This is a genomic window from Lipingzhangella rawalii, from assembly GCF_031628175.1.
GTDB lineage: Bacteria > Actinomycetota > Actinomycetes > Streptosporangiales > Streptosporangiaceae > Lipingzhangella_A > Lipingzhangella_A rawalii.
Genome location: NZ_JAVLVT010000003.1, coordinates 186,012 through 204,180, shown reverse-complemented (window position 1 = coordinate 204,180; position 18,169 = coordinate 186,012). Strand labels below are relative to the sequence as shown.

At 66.3% G+C, this 18,169-nt stretch carries 19 protein-coding genes and 1 pseudogene; 13 read left to right on the top strand and 7 right to left on the bottom strand.

Annotation, left to right across the window (positions count from 1 at the left end; all coding sequences use genetic code 11):
* Positions 1-205: 205 nt before the first annotated feature.
* The 3 genes from serC to RIF23_RS07710 form a co-directional block, all read right to left on the bottom strand.
* Entirely contained in the window at positions 206-1,327 is a 1,122-nt protein-coding gene (gene serC, locus RIF23_RS07720) for a phosphoserine transaminase (RefSeq protein ID WP_310911720.1), read from the bottom strand.
* A gap of 103 nt (positions 1,328-1,430) precedes the next feature.
* Positions 1,431-1,802 (bottom strand): hypothetical protein, encoded by a 372-nt coding sequence (locus RIF23_RS07715; RefSeq protein WP_310911719.1) that lies wholly within the window; start codon positions 1,800-1,802, stop codon positions 1,431-1,433.
* On the bottom strand, positions 1,799-1,996 hold the full coding sequence (locus tag RIF23_RS07710) for a hypothetical protein (RefSeq protein WP_310911718.1): 198 nt from the start codon (positions 1,994-1,996) through the stop codon (positions 1,799-1,801). The genes RIF23_RS07715 and RIF23_RS07710 overlap by 4 nt, the downstream gene beginning before the upstream one ends.
* 179 nt (positions 1,997-2,175) lie before the next feature.
* Between RIF23_RS07710 and RIF23_RS07705 the strand changes: the two genes are divergently transcribed.
* From RIF23_RS07705 to RIF23_RS07690, 5 genes and pseudogenes are all read left to right on the top strand, one after another.
* Positions 2,176-2,991: a helix-turn-helix domain-containing protein gene (locus tag RIF23_RS07705; RefSeq protein WP_310912088.1), complete on the top strand. Its 816-nt coding sequence runs from the start codon at positions 2,176-2,178 to the stop codon at positions 2,989-2,991.
* Complete coding sequence (locus RIF23_RS07700; protein WP_310911717.1) at positions 2,984-3,175, top strand: DUF397 domain-containing protein; 192 nt, start codon at positions 2,984-2,986, stop codon at positions 3,173-3,175. The genes RIF23_RS07705 and RIF23_RS07700 overlap by 8 nt, the downstream gene beginning before the upstream one ends.
* On the top strand, positions 3,133-3,774 hold the full coding sequence (locus tag RIF23_RS20790; protein WP_407659419.1) for a homocysteine S-methyltransferase family protein: 642 nt from the start codon (positions 3,133-3,135) through the stop codon (positions 3,772-3,774). The genes RIF23_RS07700 and RIF23_RS20790 overlap by 43 nt, the downstream gene beginning before the upstream one ends.
* A 73-nt stretch (positions 3,775-3,847) precedes the next feature.
* Positions 3,848-4,052: pseudogene (locus RIF23_RS07695) on the top strand (helix-turn-helix domain-containing protein); the annotation flags it as partial.
* 29 nt (positions 4,053-4,081) lie between these two features.
* The gene (locus tag RIF23_RS07690; protein ID WP_310912087.1) at positions 4,082-4,513 is read left to right on the top strand and encodes an NUDIX domain-containing protein; all 432 of its coding nucleotides are present in this window, start codon (positions 4,082-4,084) and stop codon (positions 4,511-4,513) included.
* Positions 4,514-4,642: 129 nt separating this feature from the next.
* Here RIF23_RS07690 and RIF23_RS07685 read toward each other — a convergent pair whose 3' ends face one another.
* Positions 4,643-5,311 carry a transposase gene (locus RIF23_RS07685; protein WP_456085737.1) on the bottom strand — a complete coding sequence of 223 codons (669 nt, stop codon included), beginning with the start codon at positions 5,309-5,311 and terminating at the stop codon, positions 4,643-4,645.
* 912 nt (positions 5,312-6,223) lie between these two features.
* Between RIF23_RS07685 and RIF23_RS07680 the strand changes: the two genes are divergently transcribed.
* From RIF23_RS07680 to RIF23_RS07665, 4 genes are all read left to right on the top strand, one after another.
* The gene (locus tag RIF23_RS07680; RefSeq protein ID WP_310911716.1) at positions 6,224-6,349 is read left to right on the top strand and encodes a hypothetical protein; all 126 of its coding nucleotides are present in this window, start codon (positions 6,224-6,226) and stop codon (positions 6,347-6,349) included.
* A 73-nt stretch (positions 6,350-6,422) separates the two neighbouring features.
* A complete protein-coding gene (locus RIF23_RS07675) occupies positions 6,423-7,679 on the top strand; it encodes a hypothetical protein (protein WP_310911715.1) in 1,257 nt (418 codons plus the stop codon).
* 82 nt (positions 7,680-7,761) lie between these two features.
* Entirely contained in the window at positions 7,762-8,508 is a 747-nt protein-coding gene (locus RIF23_RS07670; protein WP_310911714.1) for a helix-turn-helix domain-containing protein, read from the top strand.
* Entirely contained in the window at positions 8,501-8,686 is a 186-nt protein-coding gene (locus RIF23_RS07665; protein WP_310911713.1) for a DUF397 domain-containing protein, read from the top strand. Before RIF23_RS07670 ends, RIF23_RS07665 begins: the two co-directional genes overlap by 8 nt.
* 548 nt (positions 8,687-9,234) lie before the next feature.
* On the opposite strand, the gene RIF23_RS07660 is transcribed toward RIF23_RS07665, so the two are convergent.
* Entirely contained in the window at positions 9,235-10,341 is a 1,107-nt protein-coding gene (locus RIF23_RS07660; RefSeq protein ID WP_310911712.1) for a citrate synthase 2, read from the bottom strand.
* Between the two features lie 101 nt (positions 10,342-10,442).
* On the opposite strand from RIF23_RS07660, the gene pdxH reads away from it, so the two are divergent.
* The 3 genes from pdxH to RIF23_RS07645 all read left to right on the top strand — a co-directional run bounded on the left by pdxH (position 10,443) and on the right by RIF23_RS07645 (position 14,555).
* Positions 10,443-11,102 (top strand): pyridoxamine 5'-phosphate oxidase, encoded by a 660-nt coding sequence (gene pdxH / locus RIF23_RS07655; RefSeq protein WP_310911711.1) that lies wholly within the window; start codon positions 10,443-10,445, stop codon positions 11,100-11,102.
* 236 nt (positions 11,103-11,338) lie between these two features.
* Positions 11,339-12,025, top strand: coding sequence for a metal-dependent transcriptional regulator (locus tag RIF23_RS07650; protein WP_310911710.1), 687 nt, complete (start codon positions 11,339-11,341; stop codon positions 12,023-12,025).
* A gap of 208 nt (positions 12,026-12,233) precedes the next feature.
* Positions 12,234-14,555, top strand: a complete 2,322-nt coding sequence (locus tag RIF23_RS07645; protein ID WP_310911709.1) for an ATP-binding SpoIIE family protein phosphatase — start codon at positions 12,234-12,236, stop codon at positions 14,553-14,555.
* A 26-nt stretch (positions 14,556-14,581) separates the two neighbouring features.
* On the opposite strand, the gene RIF23_RS07640 is transcribed toward RIF23_RS07645, so the two are convergent.
* On the bottom strand, positions 14,582-14,749 hold the full coding sequence (locus RIF23_RS07640; RefSeq protein WP_310911708.1) for a hypothetical protein: 168 nt from the start codon (positions 14,747-14,749) through the stop codon (positions 14,582-14,584).
* A 48-nt stretch (positions 14,750-14,797) separates the two neighbouring features.
* A complete protein-coding gene (locus tag RIF23_RS07635) occupies positions 14,798-15,940 on the bottom strand; it encodes an acyl-CoA dehydrogenase family protein (RefSeq protein ID WP_310911707.1) in 1,143 nt (380 codons plus the stop codon).
* A gap of 142 nt (positions 15,941-16,082) precedes the next feature.
* Here RIF23_RS07635 and RIF23_RS07630 point away from each other — a divergent pair, with 142 nt between their 5' ends.
* Positions 16,083-18,098, top strand: a complete 2,016-nt coding sequence (locus tag RIF23_RS07630; protein ID WP_310911706.1) for an MDR family MFS transporter — start codon at positions 16,083-16,085, stop codon at positions 18,096-18,098.
* The last annotated feature ends 71 nt before the right edge of the window (positions 18,099-18,169 follow it).

Here is an 18,169-nt window from a genome sequence, read left to right as displayed (position 1 = left end):
CGATGTCGACGGGAGCGAGGAGGGTGAGTTTCGCTCCGGACGGCACGGTGGTGTGTCGCCGGTCGGCGCCGTTCTCGGGGTCCTCGAACAACCGGAGCGTTGGCGTAGCCCCACCGTGTAGATGTGGTTTCTCCAGGCATCGGTCATGGAATGCGTCCGGGCCGGGAAGCTCGGCGTCCCGGCCCGGACAGCGCACCCGGTTGGGTCAGGACTGCTTGGTCACCACGTGGTCGATGCACTCGGTGAGCGCCTGCACGTCCGCGGGCTCGATCGCGGGGAACGTGCCGATCCGCAGCTGGTTGCGGCCGAGCTTGCGGTACGGCTCGGTGTCCACGATCCCGTTGGCGCGCAGGGTGGCGGCGATCGCGGCGGCGTCCACACTGTCCACGAAGTCGATGGTGCACACCACCTGGGAGCGCTGCGCCGGATCCGTGACGAACGGGGTGGCCACCGCGGAGCGCTCGGCCCAGGTGTAAAGGATGTCCGAGGACTCCTTGGTGCGCTGCACCGCCCAGGACAGCCCGCCCTGGCTGTTGAGCCACTCGATCTGGTCGGCGAACAGCGCCAGCGTGGCAACGGCCGGCGTGTTGTAGGTCTGGTCCTTGCGGGAGTTGTCCACTGCGGTGGTCAACGAGAAGAACTCGGGGATGTAGCGTCCGGAGCCAGCGATCTCGGTCACCCGGTCCAGCGCGCGTGGCGACATGATCGCCACCCAGATCCCGCCGTCGGCGGCGAAGCACTTCTGCGGTGCGAAGTAGTAGACGTCGGTCTCCGCGATGTCCACGGGCAGGCCGCCGGCGCCGCTGGTGGCGTCCACCATGACCAGGGCGTCCTCGTCGGCGCCGGCCACCCGACGGATCGGCATGGCCACACCGGTGGAGGTCTCGTTATGCGTCAGCGCGTAGGCGTCCACGCCGGCCTCGGCCTGGGACTCGCCGTGCGTTCCCGGCTCACTGGTCAACACGGTCGGCTCGGACAACCACGGGGCGCTCGCGGCGACCTTCGCGAACTTCGAGGAGAACTCGCCGAACGACAGGTGCTGGGACTTGTTCCGCAGAAGTGCGTGCGCGGCGATGTCCCAGAACGCGGTGGTTCCCCCGTTGCCGAGGACGACCTCGTAGCCCTCGGGAAGGGAGAAGAGGTCCGCCAGCCCGGACCGTACCCGGCCCACCAGAGACTTCACCGGCTTCTGCCGGTGGGAGGTGCCGAGGAAGGTCGCGCCGGACTCGGCGAGCGCGTTGAGCTGTTCGGGACGTACCTTCGACGGCCCGCACCCGAAGCGGCCGTCCTTGGGTAGCAGGTTCGTGGGAATCTCGATCTCAGTCACCTGCTCAAGCGTAGTGGTGTGACCCGGGTTACAGAACCGTCGGGTCGGGGCCGGGGCGACTCGGTGTGGGGTGTGTGTGCCGGGTGGCCCCGGCTGGTGGGGTTTAGTCGGTGGGTGGTTGGGGGTATCCGCACCAGGTGCAGGTGGGGCTCTGGCCGGTGGTGGGGTGGGTGCACAGGCCGCAGCGGGGCAGGCGGGCCTGGGCGCGTTCCAGGGCCTCCTGCTGGGCCTGAAGCTCGCGGTGGCACTGTTCCAGCGCTCCGGCGGCGAAGTGCGCGGCGGCGGCCAGACGGCGCAGCAGATCCACCGAGTCCGCCACATCCCACGCCCCAGCCGAGAACACGTATTCGGTGCCCTCCACCGCCAGGGCCACATACCGATACTCATCATCCACGGACGCCCAGGCCCGCCGGGCCAGCCCGTCCGGCTCCGCGCTCGGAGGGCTGCCCTCGGGGTGTCGGGGAGTAGGAATCACTGCCCGCCACCTCCCCCGCGCACCAGCTGGCCCAGCAGCTGTGGACTAACGAGTCCCGCGAGCTCCCGCCGGGCGTTGGCCTCCGCCTGCCGCAGTTCCGCGGCCAACACATACGGCCGCACCAGCCACCCCCGGCCAACCGACGCGCGATACCCCCGCACCAACCGCACCGCAACTAGCATGTACACATCCATCTGGACACCTCCCAGGTGGGCCACGCCCCGGGGAGTGGTGCAAGCACTCCCCGGGGCTCGTTTTGTTTGGATGGCCCCACACTGCCCTAGCGGATGGACAAAAACCATGGCCAACGGGCTTTGGGGAAAACTCGAATATCCATGTGGCTGATTGAAGATTTTTATGTTTGACTGAAAAGATGGGACACCAGCAAGCCGAAGCAAATGTTCGTTTTGGGCGTGAAGTGAGTCGATTGCGGCGCTTGTCTGGTTTCACTCAGCAGCGTCTCGCTCGGGAAGTAACCGGACTGAGCTCGTCGCACCTCAGCAACCTTGAACTTGGACGCCGCAGCCCGAATCTGCGCCTGGTCGCGGACCTGGATCAGGCGTTGCACGCCGAGGGGCGGTTGCAGGAACTCTGGCGCAAGCTCACCGACGATGGCGAACCGGCATGGCTAGACGACCTCGCTAACCTCGAACGCGAGGCAACATCCATCATGGAATCCCACATCGAAGTCTTTCCAAGCCTGCTACAGACGGAGGGCTATGCCCGATCCGTAGCTCGGGCCGTATCGCCGTGGGCAACCGAAGACGAAATCTCCGCGATGGTCACCACACGGATGGAACGTGCCCAACGGTTTACCGAGGCTGCCGCACCCACGTATCGAGCAGTCCTTGACGGATCAATCATTCGCCGCCACTGGGGGAGCAACCAGGTCATGGCGAAACAGCTACGGCACGTGATCCACCTGGTCGAGAGAGGGCGCATATCGGTGCAGGTGGCAGACCCAACGAGCGGACATCCAGGACTCGTGGGAACCTTCAAGCTGATATCGTCACCGGTGGCACCAGAAGTAACTTATGTGGAGTCCGCACACTCAGGGCACCTCATCGATGATCCGGAACAGGTGCAGCGCTTCCGCATCCTTTTCGCCGACATCCAAGCGGCTGCCCTATCCCCGAGGCAATCGCTGCCTGTACTTCGGGACGAGTTGGAGGGTATGGACCATGACTGACGGCACGCCCTGCTGGCACAAATCCTCCTACAGCAAAGGAGTCCATCAGGACTGCGTCGAGGTCCGCGAGACTCCCCACAGTGTCGATGTTCGTGATACCCAGCACCGCCATCTCGGCCAGCTGACTGTGCCCCGCAGCGAATGGACGGCCTTCCTCAACGCCGTGCGCACCCACGAGCTGTAGCCCGCCGGCCCGGGGGACGCGCCCACCAGCCGCACCCCCGAAGCCCCGTTGGCCGTGGTGCGGGGGAGCGCCCCCAGGGCGCGACGCCGCCCGCGGCCGAAATGCAGCGGGAGGCAGGTACAACCCTCGCCCCGGGGGAAGCAACTTCAGCCGAAAAACCCGTCAATCTGGTTGACGGGCTGGGTTTGTCCACATGGTGGGTCTACACCATCAAGGGGGAACGCACCCGAGCCGGACAGTCGTGGGCCGAGGCATTCGCGGTCGCGGCAGATGTCCTGGAGATCGTGGCGGTGGGTGTCAGCTGCTGCGTACCTCCGGATGCGACAGCGGCTGTGCCAATGGCGCGCGAGGTGACCAGCGAACCGGTGATTGTCCACCCGAATAGCGGAGCAGGGGGGACCATCAGCCACACCAGCGGATCGGGTCGTCCCGGTTCGTCGGCGACCGTATCTACCTGTGGGGGAAGCGGAGGCCCGTATTGTCGGTGGAGACTGCCAGGTGCGTCCGTAGGACACCTCTCGAGTCGCTCATGCGGTGGCCAGCAGGGGTTAGCTGTTGTGGGGTGGGAGGTTGGTGACGCTCAGGTGGGGGTGACATGAGGAGAGCAGGCCCCTGGTGGCGATGATGAGAATTGCGACCAACACATCAAGCCGTTGGGAAAAAGCTACTCTCATGTCCCACCGCAATGCGCCGCTGTCCGTCGAGGGGCGACCTCGTCTGATCGAGCGCTGCCGAAGCCACCCGATCGCTCACGTGGCCGCGGAGATGGGCATTTCACGGGCGTGTGTCCCCACATGGGTCAACGGGTATCGCCGTCACGGCGAGCTCGGCCTGCACGAGGGCTCCTCGCCCCCCCCATCACAGCCCCAGTACCACTGCCGGCGCCGACCGACACGAAAGGCGCACATGAGTACCGCCTCCACCGAAATCATTGCCCGTGCTGTCATCCGCCGCGATGACCAGCTCCTCGTGGCGCGCCAACGCAACAAGGCCTGGTCGTTCCTGCCGGGTGGCCACGTCGATCCCGGCGAGCGGGTGGAAGCCGCCTTGGTCCGTGAGCTTGAGGAGGAACTCGGAACCGGAGCCAAGATCACAGGCTTCTTGGGCGCGGTCGAACATGGTTACGTCGAAGATGACACCCCCCACCATGAGATCAACCTTGTCTTCGATGTCGCCGTGACCGGTACGGAGCCGGCCAGCAGGGAAGAGCACCTCGAGTTCCACTGGTTGCCTCTGGATCGACTTGCCGAGACTGACGTTCGACCTGACGCCCTCAAGTCCGCCCTCGTCTCGGCTGGTGACGGTCGCACACCGTTCTGGCGCGGGTGGAACGGATGATCGTCGACTCAGGTACCGAGTCCTTGATGAGTTAGGCCATTGGGAGGTGCGGCTTTACAGAACCGTCGGATCGGGGCCGGGGCGACTCGGTGTGGGGTGTGTGTGCCGGGTGGCCCCGGCTGGTGGGGTTTAGTCGGTGGGTGGTTGGGGGTGTCCGCACCAGGGGCAGGTGGGGCTTTGGCCGGTGGTGGGGTGGGTGCACAGGCCGCAGCGGGGCAGGCGGGCCTGGGCCTGTTCCAGGGCCTCCTGCTGGGCATTCGCCAGCTGTTTCACTGCATCCGCGCACCTCACCCTGGTTCCCGGGGACAGCGGAATCATGCAGGAGGACGCGACACGCAGCACGTATGCCTGCCGGCGGCCTTCCCGGAAGTCCCGCAGCTCAGTACAGCTGCCGTAGACCTCGTCCCCGCAGATGGCATCGAAGGCCCGCCCATCGGCCCAGGCGTCTTCGCCGATGTCGAGGGCCAGCTGCCCCTTGGTGCGGAACCACAGATCCAGCGGCAACCCGATGACCAGCGAGGTCACCGCGTCGGTGCCCTGCCCGGCGGGGATCCACTGCCGCGCGCCGATCAGCGTATGCCTGGCCTTGTCCCGCACGTAGGACCGGTGCACGGTATTGATGCCGTTGGCGACGCGGCCCGCGCACCCCATGTACTGCCGTTTCACCCCGGCCGTCGTGCTTCCGTGCGTTTCCTGCCCGGTCTCGGCCAGCGCCCCGACTCTCAGGCCACCTGTCCTGCGGTTGCGCCGCGTGGCCTCGTCCAGGCCCGCCGCGGCGAACTTCCTGACCTGGTTCATTGCGGCCATCTCATCCCAGGCCGCCCGGTTCAGCAACCGCCGCGTCCGATCCGGTCCCCGACATGCCCGGCGATCGTCCACCCGTTCCGCCTCGGCAACTCGCTGGCCAGCGCAGACATGTACCTGCCCGCATGCAGCCACGTTTCCGTCCGCGCGAAGCACGACTTCAGCAGCTCCATCATCTCGGCCTGCTTCTTCCGTGCCTGCCCGGTCGCTATCCCGGCGGCAGCAGCCGCCCTCGATCCTGTGGTCCTCACAAACACATGATCGTCAGGCGGCTGCCCTCATGCGCGCGACTTTCCCCAACCACATCACACCAGGTCAAACCTCAATTAGCGGCTGCCGCACTAGCCATAGGCAGCCGCGGCGAGGTGGGTAAGGGCCAGCTCGGCCTACCCATAGGCGAGACGACCCGGAATCCTTGTTCTCCAGACGGAAACCTGGGTTTACTCCGGACCATTCGATCATGAGTGCAACGTTTGGCTGGTGTGGCCGAATTCGGCCACACCAGCCAAACGAGCAGCGAAAATAAAATTGATCTTGCTCTAGCAATAAGCAACCGCTGGGCAATATTGACGCCGGAACGAGGGTGCCGTGGTAGCCTAGTTGAAGATTGCAAGGGTTAATTCACGATTCTTTGTTTTGCGACTATCGAGTTTCGTGCCAACTTTTGAAGCGGGAGTGATTTTGCGTCGAAGTGAGGTGCAAATATATTCTCTGATATAGGCTTATTTTTCCTGCGTTTGATATATTCATCAATTATCGCAAGGAAAATTCGGCGCCTCTTTAGGCCCTAGATGGATCTTTGTGGCTCTCTCCGGGAAGCGATATATCCATCATCAGAGTATTGGATTCGCGGACTACGGGGAGCGAATCGGAAAGCACGTAGCCGTCTCTCAATTTCTGGAGTGGATGCCAGACTACTTGGAAAACTTTGGAGAATTTACTAGGGAAACTGCGAAGGACTGGGCAGTTGTGCAGTTTCTGCAAAATGAATTTGGAATGACGCTGGAGCAGATCAACAGCCTGGAACGCTGAACATTTCATGTCGAGAACTATCAGAAAGGGCCAGATCAGATCCGTACGTGACTTTCTGTCGCGTGGCACAAAGATGGCCCTGGCCATGTTCCTTGCCGGAGCCAAGGTACTGGTCTTTTTCGCTGCTCTGAGTGCTTACGGCCCCGAGATTCCGGCCTCCTACGGTAGTACGCTCTCCCTGCTACTAGTGGTCCTCGCCTTGGGAACCGCTTACCAGATCCTGGTGGTTTCCCGCTTACGCAGGGAAACACTCTTGCAGGACACCGAGCGGACGACCGCCCTAGCCGCTGTGGTGCTGGCCGGATCCATATTCCTCGCCGCAATAGCTCTGGCAATAGGAAGTGGCGCCTTCTTCTTCCAGCACTCCCCCCTCCTGTTCGCCGTATACTACATCGCTTACCTTCCGGCCGTGTTCATTGCTCCCCTGCTGTACGCTGCCGGGGGCGTCCTGGTTGTCACGGGGCAGGAGGGGGTTCGCCTACGCACAAGTGTGGAGAACTTCGTCGGTTATGCGGTACTCGCCGTCGCCGTTTTCCTCTGGCAACCGTCACCGGTTATCGCACTTGCGGTGATTGGCGCGGGATGTTCCCTGGTCGACTTCTCGACGCTCGTTCGCACAGTTCTGCGCACCGAGCCTGAGGCGAGAACCGCTATCATCCAATCGGTGCGCACCGGTTCTCGACAAGTATTTTCCGCTCGAGTGCTCCGCTCCGTGCCCGGATCCTTCTCGGGATCGTTCGACGTGCTCGTCCTGGTAGTGACTTTCGCTTCGGTAGCGCAGATTTCCACCACTCTGCCGGTGGAGCAGGCGGCTGCGACCGTCGTGTTTATTACCGTCATACGGACAGTGGTGGTACCGCTTAAACCCTATGGCATGGTGGCGGGACGCCTGTTAAACGCCTCCGACAGTACTTCTGAAGAGCGGGCGCGCAGGGTACGCCTGTTCACTGCGTCGACAACTCTCCTTCTGTGGCCACTTGCGCTGCTATTTCTGGCCGCGCCAGGCCCAGTCGCCGTCCTGCTCGGTTTGGGGAACGATCCGGTTGTGCTGTGGGGGATTCGCCTGATCGGGGTCCAGTTACTGTTGGAGCCTTGCGCGGGCTTCCTATCTGCCGTACTCAAGGTCGTCGTCGCGCCGCACGCCACGGTGCGTGGCCTGGTCATCGTGATGTGGTGTGCCGCCTTGCCTGTGATTGTGCTACTGGCACTGACGGGCTACCTACACCTGCTGTCCTTGTGGCTGATCCTGGTCTCGGCACGTGCCGCTTTCGCCCTGTTCACAGTTTACGCAGCCAAACGAGCCTTCTACGTTCCCGAGGTCGACCAATGACCGATGGTAGGACGTCTTGGGACCCGCGCTTCACAGGTGCACCCATACCGGGAACCAACCTGACTGAAGCAGACAAACAGGAATGACGCAACAGCAGCTCGCCAAGGCCGTGCTGCTGTCCCAATCACAGCTCAGTGGTATCGAGCTGGGAAATAAGGGCACCACAACCGAACAAATCCGACGTTTGGACACGGTCCTTAACACCGGTGGGGTTCTCCTGCGGCGCTGGCAGGATATGCAGCGCAGCGACGGCTACGCCGAATGGTTCCGCGGTGTGGTCCCGTTGGAGCAGGAATCAACCGAAATCAGGGCCTATCAGCCGCTCACCGTTCCGGGCTTGCTCCAAACGGAAAACTATGCCCGAAGCCTCATCCGGCAAGGGCGACCAACCGCCAGCACCGATGAAATCGATAAGCAGGTCCAGGGGCGCCTGCAACGCCAAGCCGTCCTCCAGGCCGACCCCGGCCCCCGGCTGCTGGCCGTGGTCGAGGAACACGTGCTGCGCCGTCCGATCGGGGGACGTGCCATCATGCGGGAGCAGCTCGATCACCTGCGGGAGGTAGCCACGTGGAGCCGCGTAACAGTGCAGATCGTGCCGATGAACACCGAACAGCACTACGGCACCGACGGCGCCTTCCTCATGTTCACCGTCGCGGGCCAGGGCACCATCGTCTACACCGAAACCCGCGTCTCCGGCACCCCGCTGGATAGCCCCACCGTGGTCGAGGACTACACCAACGTTTTCGCCGAACTGCGCGGCGTCGCCCTCCCGCCCCGCGCCTCGCAGACCCTACTCACCGAGATCCACCAGGAGCTCCACGATGACTGAACCCATCTGGCACACGTCCAGCTACAGCCAGGGCGGCGCGGACAACTGTGTCGAGGTCCGCGAGACTCCCCACAGTGTCGATGTTCGTGATACCCAGCACCGCCATCTCGGCCAGCTGACTGTGCCTCGCAGCGAATGGACGGCCTTCCTCAACGCCGTGCGCACCCACGAGCTGTAGCCCGCCGGCCCGGGGGACGCGCCCACCAGCCGCACCCCCGAAGCCCCGTTGGCCGTGGTGCGGGGGAGCGCCCCCAGGGCGCGACGCCGCCCGCGGCCGAAATCCAGCGGAAGGCAGGTACAACCCTCGCCCCGGATTTTCAGGGGGTGTGGCGCTGGTGACTGCGGTGAGCCGCACGCACCGTGGTGGCCGCCGGCGGCGTCGGGCGCTGGGCGCCCTGCCCCGCACCTTGGACCGTGGGAGACGGTGATTGGTTGGCCGTGCGGGCTGTCGTGGCTGCGGAAGGCCGAGACGATGGGCACGGCCACCCGCATACCGCCACTGCGGGCTCCCCCGGGCTCCCCCGGACCCCCGGGCTCCCCACCGGATCCGCTTTCGGGGGCCTGCCTGCCAGCATGCTGCGATCGCGCGCAGCAGCGTTCATCAACCACCTGGACGTTCTGTTCCCGGCCAGCCAGGAAAGACCTTCACACGTCAGTCCTCTGGCCCACAGGGCGTCGGACCGGCGGCCCCGAGAGCCCGCGGGTCCTCGAGGCCGCGGCGGGAGGTCACACGCCCTGGGCCAGGGCGTCCTCGGCGCCCGGAACCGCGCGCAGCTCGCGCTCCGCGGGGCCCACATAGTTGGCACTGGGCCGCACCAGACGCCCGGTGCGCTTCTGCTCCAGCACGTGGGCCGACCAGCCGGCGGTGCGTGCGCAGGTGAACATGGAGGTGAACATGCTCGGCGGGATCTGTGCGAAGTCCAGCACCACCGCGGCCCAGTACTCCACGTTGGTGGCCAGCACCCGGTCCGGCTTGCGGGCCTGGAGCTCGCTCAGCGCGGCCTCCTCCAGTGCGGCGGCCACCTCGTAGCGGGGCGCGTCCAGTTCCTTGGCGGTGCGGCGCAGCACCCGCGCCCGCGGGTCCTCGGCCCGGTATACCCGGTGCCCGAAGCCCATGAGTCGTTCACCGTTGTCCAGGGCCTGGCGCACGTATGTCGCCGCGTCCCCGATGCGTTCGGTCTCCTCCAGCATGTGCAGGACCCGTGCGGGGGCGCCGCCGTGTAGCGGTCCAGACATGGCGCCCACCGCCCCGGACAGGGCGGCGGCCACGTCCGCCCCCGTGGAGGCGATCACGCGGGCGGTGAACGTGGAGGCGTTCATCCCGTGTTCGGCCGCCGAGGACCAGTAGGCGTCCACCGCCTGCACGTGTCGCGGATCGGGCTCGCCCCGCAGTTGGATCATGAACTGTTCCACCACACTGCGGCCCTCGGCGACGCGCTCTGCCGGGACCGTGGGCGCGTCCCCGCGTGCGGACTGGGCCACCACGGACAGGGCACTCACCGAGGCGTGGGCGAGCTGTTCCCGTGCCGCCGTGTCCTCGGTGTCCAGCAGGGGCTGCCACCCCCACCGTGGAGCCAGTGTCGCCAGGGCACTCTGCACGTCCACCCGGATATCGCCGGTGCGCACCGGCAGGCTCGTGGGCTCGGCGAACGGCAGCCCGGCCGCGAGGCTGTCGTCGACGAGCAAACCCCACACCCGGCCGAAGGTGACCTGCCCCACGAGGTTCTCAATATCGACGCCCCGATAGCGGAGCGCGCCTCCGGCCTTGTCCGGCTCCGCGATCTCCGTCTCGAACGCGACGACGCCTTCCAGCCCGGGTTTGAACTCGGACATAGCGGCTCCTTCCAGAGTCCTGCCCCGGCCCGGCGGATGGCCGGCCGGGGACCGTCATGGTGGTGGCGCGATCCGCACAGGTCGTGTGAGGATGCACCGTTGTGGACGACTACGATCCCGCTGAGCTGCGCAGGCCCTACGCCGGCGCCCCCCTGCACCGGTCCGAGCTGCACGCGCATCCTATGCAGCAGTTCCGTCGCTGGTTCACCGAGGCCCTCGACGCCGGAATGTCCGAGCCGAACGCCATGGTGTTGGCCACCGCGGACGCCCAGGGGGTGCCGCGGGGCCGCACAGTACTGATGAAGGGCTACGACGAGGCCGGGCTGTGGTTCTTCACGAACCGCACCTCACGTAAGGGTGCCGACCTGGCCGTGAACCCAAACGCAAGTGTGGTCTTTCCCTGGCACCGGATGCGACGTCAGGTCATCGTCACCGGCCGTGTGGAATGTCTCAGCGAGGAGGAAAACGACACCTACTTCGCGCAACGTCCCTACGGATCCCAGCTGGGGGCGTGGGCCAGCGAACACCAGTCCTCCCCTCTGGCCAGCCGGGAAGAGCTCGACAAGCGGTTCGAGGCCTACCTCCAGCGCTGGCCCGAGGGGCAGGCCGAGGTGCCCCGTCCGCGGTACTGGGGTGGCTATCGACTGTTGCCGTTCGAGGTGGAGTTCTGGCAGGGCCGCGCCGACCGGCTGCACGACCGGTTCCGCTACGTGCCGCTCCAGGATCCGGGCGGGTGGCGTGTCGAGCGCCTCGCGCCCTGATCCCGGAGTTGTCCGTGGGACACGGAGAGCACGGTGTGTCCGTGCAGGTGTGACGGAATCGGGTTGTCCCCTCGGCACGTTATGATGACGGGTATCAGTGGGCCCGCTTGAGCTATTGGCGGTAGCCGCCGCTGCACGAGCGTTCCGCCCCGACCGGCCACGGGTCGAGACGTAGCACCCACTGGAACACGCGGCCGTTGTCACTCTCGACGGTGCTCGGACCTGGGAGGGGAGTCTTGACCGCACACGGACTGATCGACACCACGGAAATGTACCTCAAGGCGATCATCGAACTTGAGGAAGAAGGCATCGTCCCGCTGCGGGCGCGGATCTCGGAGCGGCTGAACCAGAGCGGCCCCACCGTCAGCCAGACCGTGGCCCGCATGGAGCGGGACGGCCTGCTGCGCGTCGAGGGTGACCGGCACCTCGTACTCTCCGAGCAGGGGCGCGGCCTGGCCACACACGTGATGCGTAAGCACCGGCTGGCGGAGCGTCTGCTGGCCGACGTGATCAAGTTGCCCTGGGAGGACGTGCACATCGAGGCCTGTCGCTGGGAGCACGTCATCTCCGAGGAGGTGGAGGAGCGGCTGGTCACCCTGCTGAACCAGCCCAACGTTTGCCCGCACGGCAACCCCATCCCCGCGCTGGACCAGCTTGGGGTGGACGACTACCAGACCGAGCCGTTCACCGACGACACCATTGTGCCGATGGTGGACGTGGCCGGGGAGACCCCGGTGTCGGTTCGGGTGCGGCGCATCGGCGAGCAGTTGCAGGACTTCCAGGACATCATGCGCACGTTGAAGGGCGCCGGGGTGCTGCCCGAGTCCGAGGTGTCCCTCGTGGCCGCGGACGACGGCGTGCGGGTCGGAGACACCGAACTTCCCCGCCGTGTCGCCAGCCACATTTTTGTCGTCAAACCCTGACGGAAACCGCGTCGTGGGGCGTACCGCACAGCGTGGTTGAGAGCGGCAATTGCATCGATAGTCTGCGCCCTACCATCGACTGTTGCTACGCTCGCGACATGTCGGGGGCTGGAGCAGCTGGAGCGCTATCCGCCCATGGGTCGGTGCCGTTGGTCCGAGGGGGAGACGGCACACTGACTTCGCTCCGGGACGGCGAGGTGTCGGGCTGATGAATCGCTGGGGGAACGCCTGCTACGAGGACAGTCCAGCGCATGCGCAGAGTATTCTCACCAGCGCGCAGTTGGGGGTGCTCGTCGTTGACCGGCAGGGCCACCTGCGCTACTGGAACCCGTATGCCGTGCGGCTCTTCGGGATGGTGGATGGTGCCGGTCAGATCGGCAGGTCCCTGCCCGAGCTCGGGATTCGGGATGAGGACAGTGTCTACCAGCTGCTGCGGCGCGCCCTGAGCGGCAGTGTCTGGGAGGGCACCCTGGCGATGGTGCGCCCGGATGCGACCCGGTTTCATCTGCGGGTGCGGGCCGCCCCCATGTGCACGGATCTTGGGGGAATCGACGGGGCCATCGTGGTGGTGGACGAGGCCCTGCGGACGGAACGTAGCGAGGAGCAGCTCGGCCTGCTGGACCAGATCGGAGACCGGCTCGCGAGCTCCTTGCAGGTCGAGAGCACGCTACGGGTGGTCGCCGAGATTCTCGTCCCGCAGTTCGCCGACCACTGCTTCATTGACCTGGTGGACCGGGACCGGCTGGTACGTCGGGTTTCGGTCCACGCCCAGGGATGGACCCCGCCTCCGGACAGCTGGCTCGACGTCGGCGAGGAAGTGCGCTACCCGGAGCACCATTTCGTCAGTCGCGCCATGCGTAAGCAGGAGTCCGTGGTTGTCGGCACCGAGATTCGGGCACCGGAGGTCGCCCCCAACCCCGAGTCCGCGGCCGTATCCGAGCGGGTGGGGATCACCTCCGCGATCGCCGCACCGCTGCGGGCGCGTGGTGAGCTGTTGGGCGTCGTGACCCTGGCCCTGTCCTCCCTCACCGACCGGGACAAGACCCGCTACGACGGCTTCGATCGGGATCTGGTAGGGGCGATCGCCTCCCGGGTGGCCCTCGCGATCGACAACGCGCGGTTGTACGAGGAGGAGCGCACCACCGCGCTGGCCTTCCAACACAACCTGCTGCCGCGGACGTTCCCCCCATTCGACGGCCTGTCGATCGCCCATCGCTACATTCCCACCAAGCCTCTGGAGACCAACGGTCGCGGTATTCGAACCCAGGTCGGGGGCGACTTCTACGACGTGATCCCGCTGTCCGCCGGTCGGGTCGGCATCGTGATCGGGGATGTCGAGGGACGTGGCGCCCAGGCCGCAGCGGTTATGGGTCAGGTGCGTGCCGCCATACGTGCCTTTGCCCAAGCCGACCGGGAACCCGCCGACATCATGCGGGAACTGGACGAGTGGGTGCGGCGTATGGCCCGAGCCGAGGGAGCGAGTGACGGGTACGCTCCCGGGGTCAGCTGTCTCTACCTGGCCTACGACGCCTGGTCCCGCGATCTCACCTACGCCAACGCCGGCCACCCCTCGCCGCTGTTGATCGTGGGCGACCAGGTGGAGGAACTTCCCCTCCAGGTCACGGACATGCTGCTGGGTAAACGGGCCCGCGGTGTTCCGCACGACGAGACGGTGTACCGGCAGGACTCGCTGACGCTGCCTCCCGGCGCCACCCTGCTGCTGTACACGGACGGGCTGGTGGAACGATGCCCCATCGGTGGGGAGCTGGACGTTCAACGCTCGCTCGAGCAGTTGCGGGACCGCGTGCGGGAGGTGTCCGGGGCCACGGTGGAAGAGATCGCGGCCTGTGCCCAAGACGCGGTGCCCGGGGACAGCGACGACGACACCGCGCTCCTCGTCGTGCGGACACACCCCGAGGAACTCGCCCTGCGAGAGCAGTGGTTCGTCGCGGAGCCACCCACGGTCGCCGATGCGCGGCACCTGGCCGCGCGCACACTCTCGGATTGGGGCATGGATCCGGGGCAACAGGAACTCGCCTGCCTACTGATTTCCGAGGTCGTGACCAACGTGGTGTTGCACGCCGCCCCGAGCCCCGTACGGCGGCAGCTGGGCCAGGGTGGGGGTGCGACGGACCCCGGGGCCGCGGAGTCTACTGAGTCGGCTCCGCACGAGCCGGCGCCCACCGACACGTCCGTGGCCCCGGAAGGAGCCGACGGCCTGATCGACGACGAGTTCAGTGAGGACTGGAGCGACCTGCTGGAGGAGGTGGGGGCAGCCCCCGCGCCCGCGGAGGAGCCCAAGCGGGAGTTCCTGCTGCGCCTGCGTCGCGGCGCGAACTCGGTGTGGGCTGAGGTCTACGACTCGGACCTGCGGTTGCCCCGCATTCGGAGTGCCACTGCCGATGATGAGGGTGGGCGCGGACTGTACCTCGTGGACCAGTTCGCCACCCGGTGGGGATCCCGACCAACCCCCGACGGGAAGTTCGTGTGGTTCGAAGTCCCGCTGCACGGCACCGGTGTTCCGGACTGACCTGCCGTGCCGGCCACCGGGGCGACTCAGCCCCAGGAGTAGGCCCACAGCAGCAGCACCAGAAACACGAAGAACACCACGAGGCCGCTGGTAGCCCAGGGGATGTACACGCGTTTGCGGAGCTTGGCGACACCGATGACCAGGAGTAGGACCAACAGGCCCAGCACGATCAGACCGTCGAAAGATCCGGTCACGCCGCGGCTCCCCTCTCTGGTGGGCGACCGGTGTGCGTCGGCCCCAGACTACAGCTCCAGGGACCGCCCCACGATCTCCTTCATGATCTCGGTGGTGCCACCGAAGATGGTCTGGATGCGGGCGTCCTGCCAGGCCCGGGCCACCGGGTACTCCATCATGTAGCCGTACCCACCGTGGAGCTGGAGGCAGCGGTCCATCACCCTGTTGCACAACTCCGTGGTCCACCACTTGGCCTTGGCGGCGTCGGCGGCGGTGAGCTCGTTCTCGTTGAGTAGGGTGACGGCGCGGTCAACGTAGGTGCGGGCGATGTCCAGTTCGGTGGCGAGCTCGGCCAGGACGAACCTGGTGTTCTGGAACCGGGAGAGGGAACGGCCGAATGCGGTGCGCTCGCGGCAGTAGCTGATGGTCTGGTCCAGGACGGCCTCCGCCGAGGCGACGGCGGAGACGGCAATCGACAGGCGCTCCTGGGGCAGGTTCTGCATCAGGTGCATGAACCCCTGGTTCTCGGTTCCTACCAGGTTGGTGGCGGGCACGCGTGTGTCGCTGAAGAACAGCTCAGCGGTGTCCTGGGCCTTGAGCCCGATCTTGTCCAGGTTTCGGCCCCGCTGGAAGCCGGGGGTGTCCCGTTCCACGGCCAGCAGGGAGATCCCGTGCGCGCCGGCGTCCGGGTCGGTGCGGGCCACCACGAGGACGAGGTCGGCATTGATCCCGTTGGAGATGAAGGTCTTGCGCCCGTTGAGGACGTAGTCGTTGCCGTCCCGGATCGCGGTGGTTTGGATGCCCTGGAGGTCACTTCCGGCCTCCGGCTCGGTCATCGCGATCGCACCGATCAGCTCCCCGGAGGCGAAGCCAGGAAGCCAGCGCTGCCGCTGCTCCTCGGTCGTGAGCTGCACGAGGTAGGGGGCGATGATGTCGTTTTGGAGGCTGAACCCCAGCCCCGGGACTCCCGCTCGGCACACCTCCTCGGTGACCGCCGTGTTGAACCGGAAGTCGGTGGTTCCCGAACCGCCGTACTCGTCCGGGATGCCCAGCCCCAGCAGGCCCACCGAACCCGCCCGCTCCCACACGGACCGGGGAACGATGCCGTCGCGTTCCCACTGCTCGTGGTGGGGGACCGCCTCCCGGTGCAGAAACTTCGCCACGGTCTCCCGAAACAGTTCCTGGTCGGGGGTGAAGAGGTCCCGTCGCATCCCTGGGCTCCTTTAGCGTCCGCGATGTGGTGGAGCCACTGTAACCGAACCAGGTTCGGTTCTTGGGAAGGGTAGGGCAGAGACCCACCTGGGTAAGCGAAGTGTAGCGAGTTTGGACCTATACGTAATCGCTGAGGGTGGGATGGCCGACAACGGAGCGCGGACAGCAACCGGCACCTCGACCAATGTTCCGCTGGTCATGACGTCCCTCGTGCTGGCGGTACTCCTGGCGGCCCTGGACCAGACCATCGTTGCCACGGCCCTGCCCACGATCGTGTCCGACCTGGGCGGGCTCAACCACCTGTCCTGGGTGGTGACCGCCTACCTCCTGGCGGTGACGGTCAGCACCCCACTGTGGGGCAAGCTCGGAGACCTCTACGGGCGGAAGGTCGTTTTCCTGGCCTGCATCGTCGTGTTCCTGGTGGGCTCGGCCCTGTGCGGCATGTCCCAGGACATGATGCAGCTGATCCTGTTCCGCGGTCTCCAGGGCATCGGTGGGGGCGGCCTGATGACCCTGGCCATGGCGATCGTCGGAGACGTGGTCTCGCCACGGGAACGAGGACGTTACCAGGGGTTCATCGGTGCCGCGTTTGGCGTGGCCAGCGTGGCCGGGCCACTCCTGGGCGGCCTGTTCGTCGACCATCTCTCCTGGCACTGGGTGTTCTACATCAACCTGCCCCTGGGCGCGGTGGTGCTGGTCGTGGTGCTGGTGGTGCTGCCGCGCAGCGAGCTTCGGGTGCAGCACCGGGTGGACTACATCGGGGCGGTGCTGATCGCGGGAGCCGCGGTGTGCGTGACCCTGCTGGCTTCCTGGGCCGGCAGCAGCTACGACTGGACCTCCCCGGTGATTCTCGGGCTGGGCCTGGGCGCGCTCGGGTTCGGGGTGCTGTGGTGGCTCAGCGCCCGTCGCGCGGCCGAACCCGTGCTGCCGCTGCGTCTGTTCGCCAACCCGGTGCTTCGGGTCGGGATGGGGCTCACCTTCTGTATCGGCTTCGCCATGATGGGCTCGATGACCTTCCTGCCGCTGTTCCTCCAGGTCGTGCACGGCTACACCCCCACGAATTCCGGTCTGGCCCTGATCCCCATGGTGGTGGGGATGCTCACCACGTCCATCGGCAGCGGGGTCCTGGTCACCCGCACGGGACGCTATAAGGTGTTCCCGATCCTCGGCTCCGTCGTGGTGGGCATCGCACTCGCGCTGCTGACCCGCCTCGGGCCCGACACGCCGTATCCGGAAATGGCTGCCTACATTCTCCTGCTCGGTCTGGGACTCGGCCTGATCATGCAGGTGGTCGTCACGGCGATGCAGAACGCCGCCAGCTACGCGGACCTGGGAGCCACCACCTCCGCGGCGAGTTTCACCCGATCGATCGGCGGCGCCTTTGGCACCTCGGTGTTCGGGGGGATCTTCTCGGGGCAGCTCGCCGCGAATCTCGCCGCACGCTCCGACGAGGTCACCCTGCCGCCCGGGATGTCCGTCGAGGACCTCCAAGCCGACCCGCAGCAGGTGGACCGCCTCCCGCCCGCGGTCCAGGCGGATTTTCTCCAGGCCTACGCCGATGCGATCGACCTCGTGTTCCTCGCCGCGGTACCCCTGGCCGTTCTGGCGCTGCTCCTGGCACTGGTGCTGCGGGAGCTGCCACTCCGGGAAACCATCCGAACACCTGACCTGGACGAGGTCGTCGCACCGGTGCGCACCGACCGCAGCGCCATGGACGAGGTGGAACAGCTCGTCTACCAACTGTGGGGACGCGACGGCCCCAGGCGGGCCTATACGCGGCTCGCCGAGGCGGCCGGAGTGGACCTCTCCCCCGGAGCAAGCTGGGCAGTGACCCACCTGGCGGCATCCGGGCCGCTCTCGGACGCCGCACTCGCGGCCCGCGCCCAGATCAGCCCCGCCGACCTGGAACCAATCCGCAACGAGCTGGACCGCTGCGGCCTCCTGGACGCGGATACCGACACCTGGACGCTGAGCCAGCAGGGCACCCGTGCGGCACACCAGTTGTTCGCGGCGCAGGGCACTGCCCTGCGCGAGGCCCTCCAGGGGCTCTCCGCCGAAGAGCATCCCGAACTGGTAGAGCTGCTGCGGCGACTGTCCCACCAGCTGCTGGGGGACGTCGCCGACGCCGACGAAACCTGCACCGAGTGGCGGAACTGAGCCACCAACCGACCCCGACCGTTGACCATCAACGTGAACCGAATATCGTTCGGTCAAAGAGTGCAGCGACC

Coding starts and splice junctions, on each gene's coding strand:
- RIF23_RS07710 (WP_310911718.1), bottom strand. CDS start 1,996: ATGGATGTGTACATGCTAGTTGCGGTGCGGTTGGTGCGGGGGTATCGC.
- RIF23_RS07705 (WP_310912088.1), top strand. CDS start 2,176: ATGGGACACCAGCAAGCCGAAGCAAATGTTCGTTTTGGGCGTGAAGTG.
- RIF23_RS07700 (WP_310911717.1), top strand. CDS start 2,984: ATGACTGACGGCACGCCCTGCTGGCACAAATCCTCCTACAGCAAAGGA.
- RIF23_RS20790 (WP_407659419.1), top strand. CDS start 3,133: ATGGACGGCCTTCCTCAACGCCGTGCGCACCCACGAGCTGTAGCCCGC.
- RIF23_RS07690 (WP_310912087.1), top strand. CDS start 4,082: ATGAGTACCGCCTCCACCGAAATCATTGCCCGTGCTGTCATCCGCCGC.
- RIF23_RS07685 (WP_456085737.1), bottom strand. CDS start 5,311: ATGAACCAGGTCAGGAAGTTCGCCGCGGCGGGCCTGGACGAGGCCACG.
- RIF23_RS07680 (WP_310911716.1), top strand. CDS start 6,224: ATGCCAGACTACTTGGAAAACTTTGGAGAATTTACTAGGGAAACTGCG.
- RIF23_RS07675 (WP_310911715.1), top strand. CDS start 6,423: ATGGCCCTGGCCATGTTCCTTGCCGGAGCCAAGGTACTGGTCTTTTTC.
- RIF23_RS07670 (WP_310911714.1), top strand. CDS start 7,762: ATGACGCAACAGCAGCTCGCCAAGGCCGTGCTGCTGTCCCAATCACAG.
- RIF23_RS07665 (WP_310911713.1), top strand. CDS start 8,501: ATGACTGAACCCATCTGGCACACGTCCAGCTACAGCCAGGGCGGCGCG.
- RIF23_RS07660 (WP_310911712.1), bottom strand. CDS start 10,341: ATGTCCGAGTTCAAACCCGGGCTGGAAGGCGTCGTCGCGTTCGAGACG.
- RIF23_RS07645 (WP_310911709.1), top strand. CDS start 12,234: ATGAATCGCTGGGGGAACGCCTGCTACGAGGACAGTCCAGCGCATGCG.
- RIF23_RS07635 (WP_310911707.1), bottom strand. CDS start 15,940: ATGCGACGGGACCTCTTCACCCCCGACCAGGAACTGTTTCGGGAGACC.
- RIF23_RS07630 (WP_310911706.1), top strand. CDS start 16,083: ATGGCCGACAACGGAGCGCGGACAGCAACCGGCACCTCGACCAATGTT.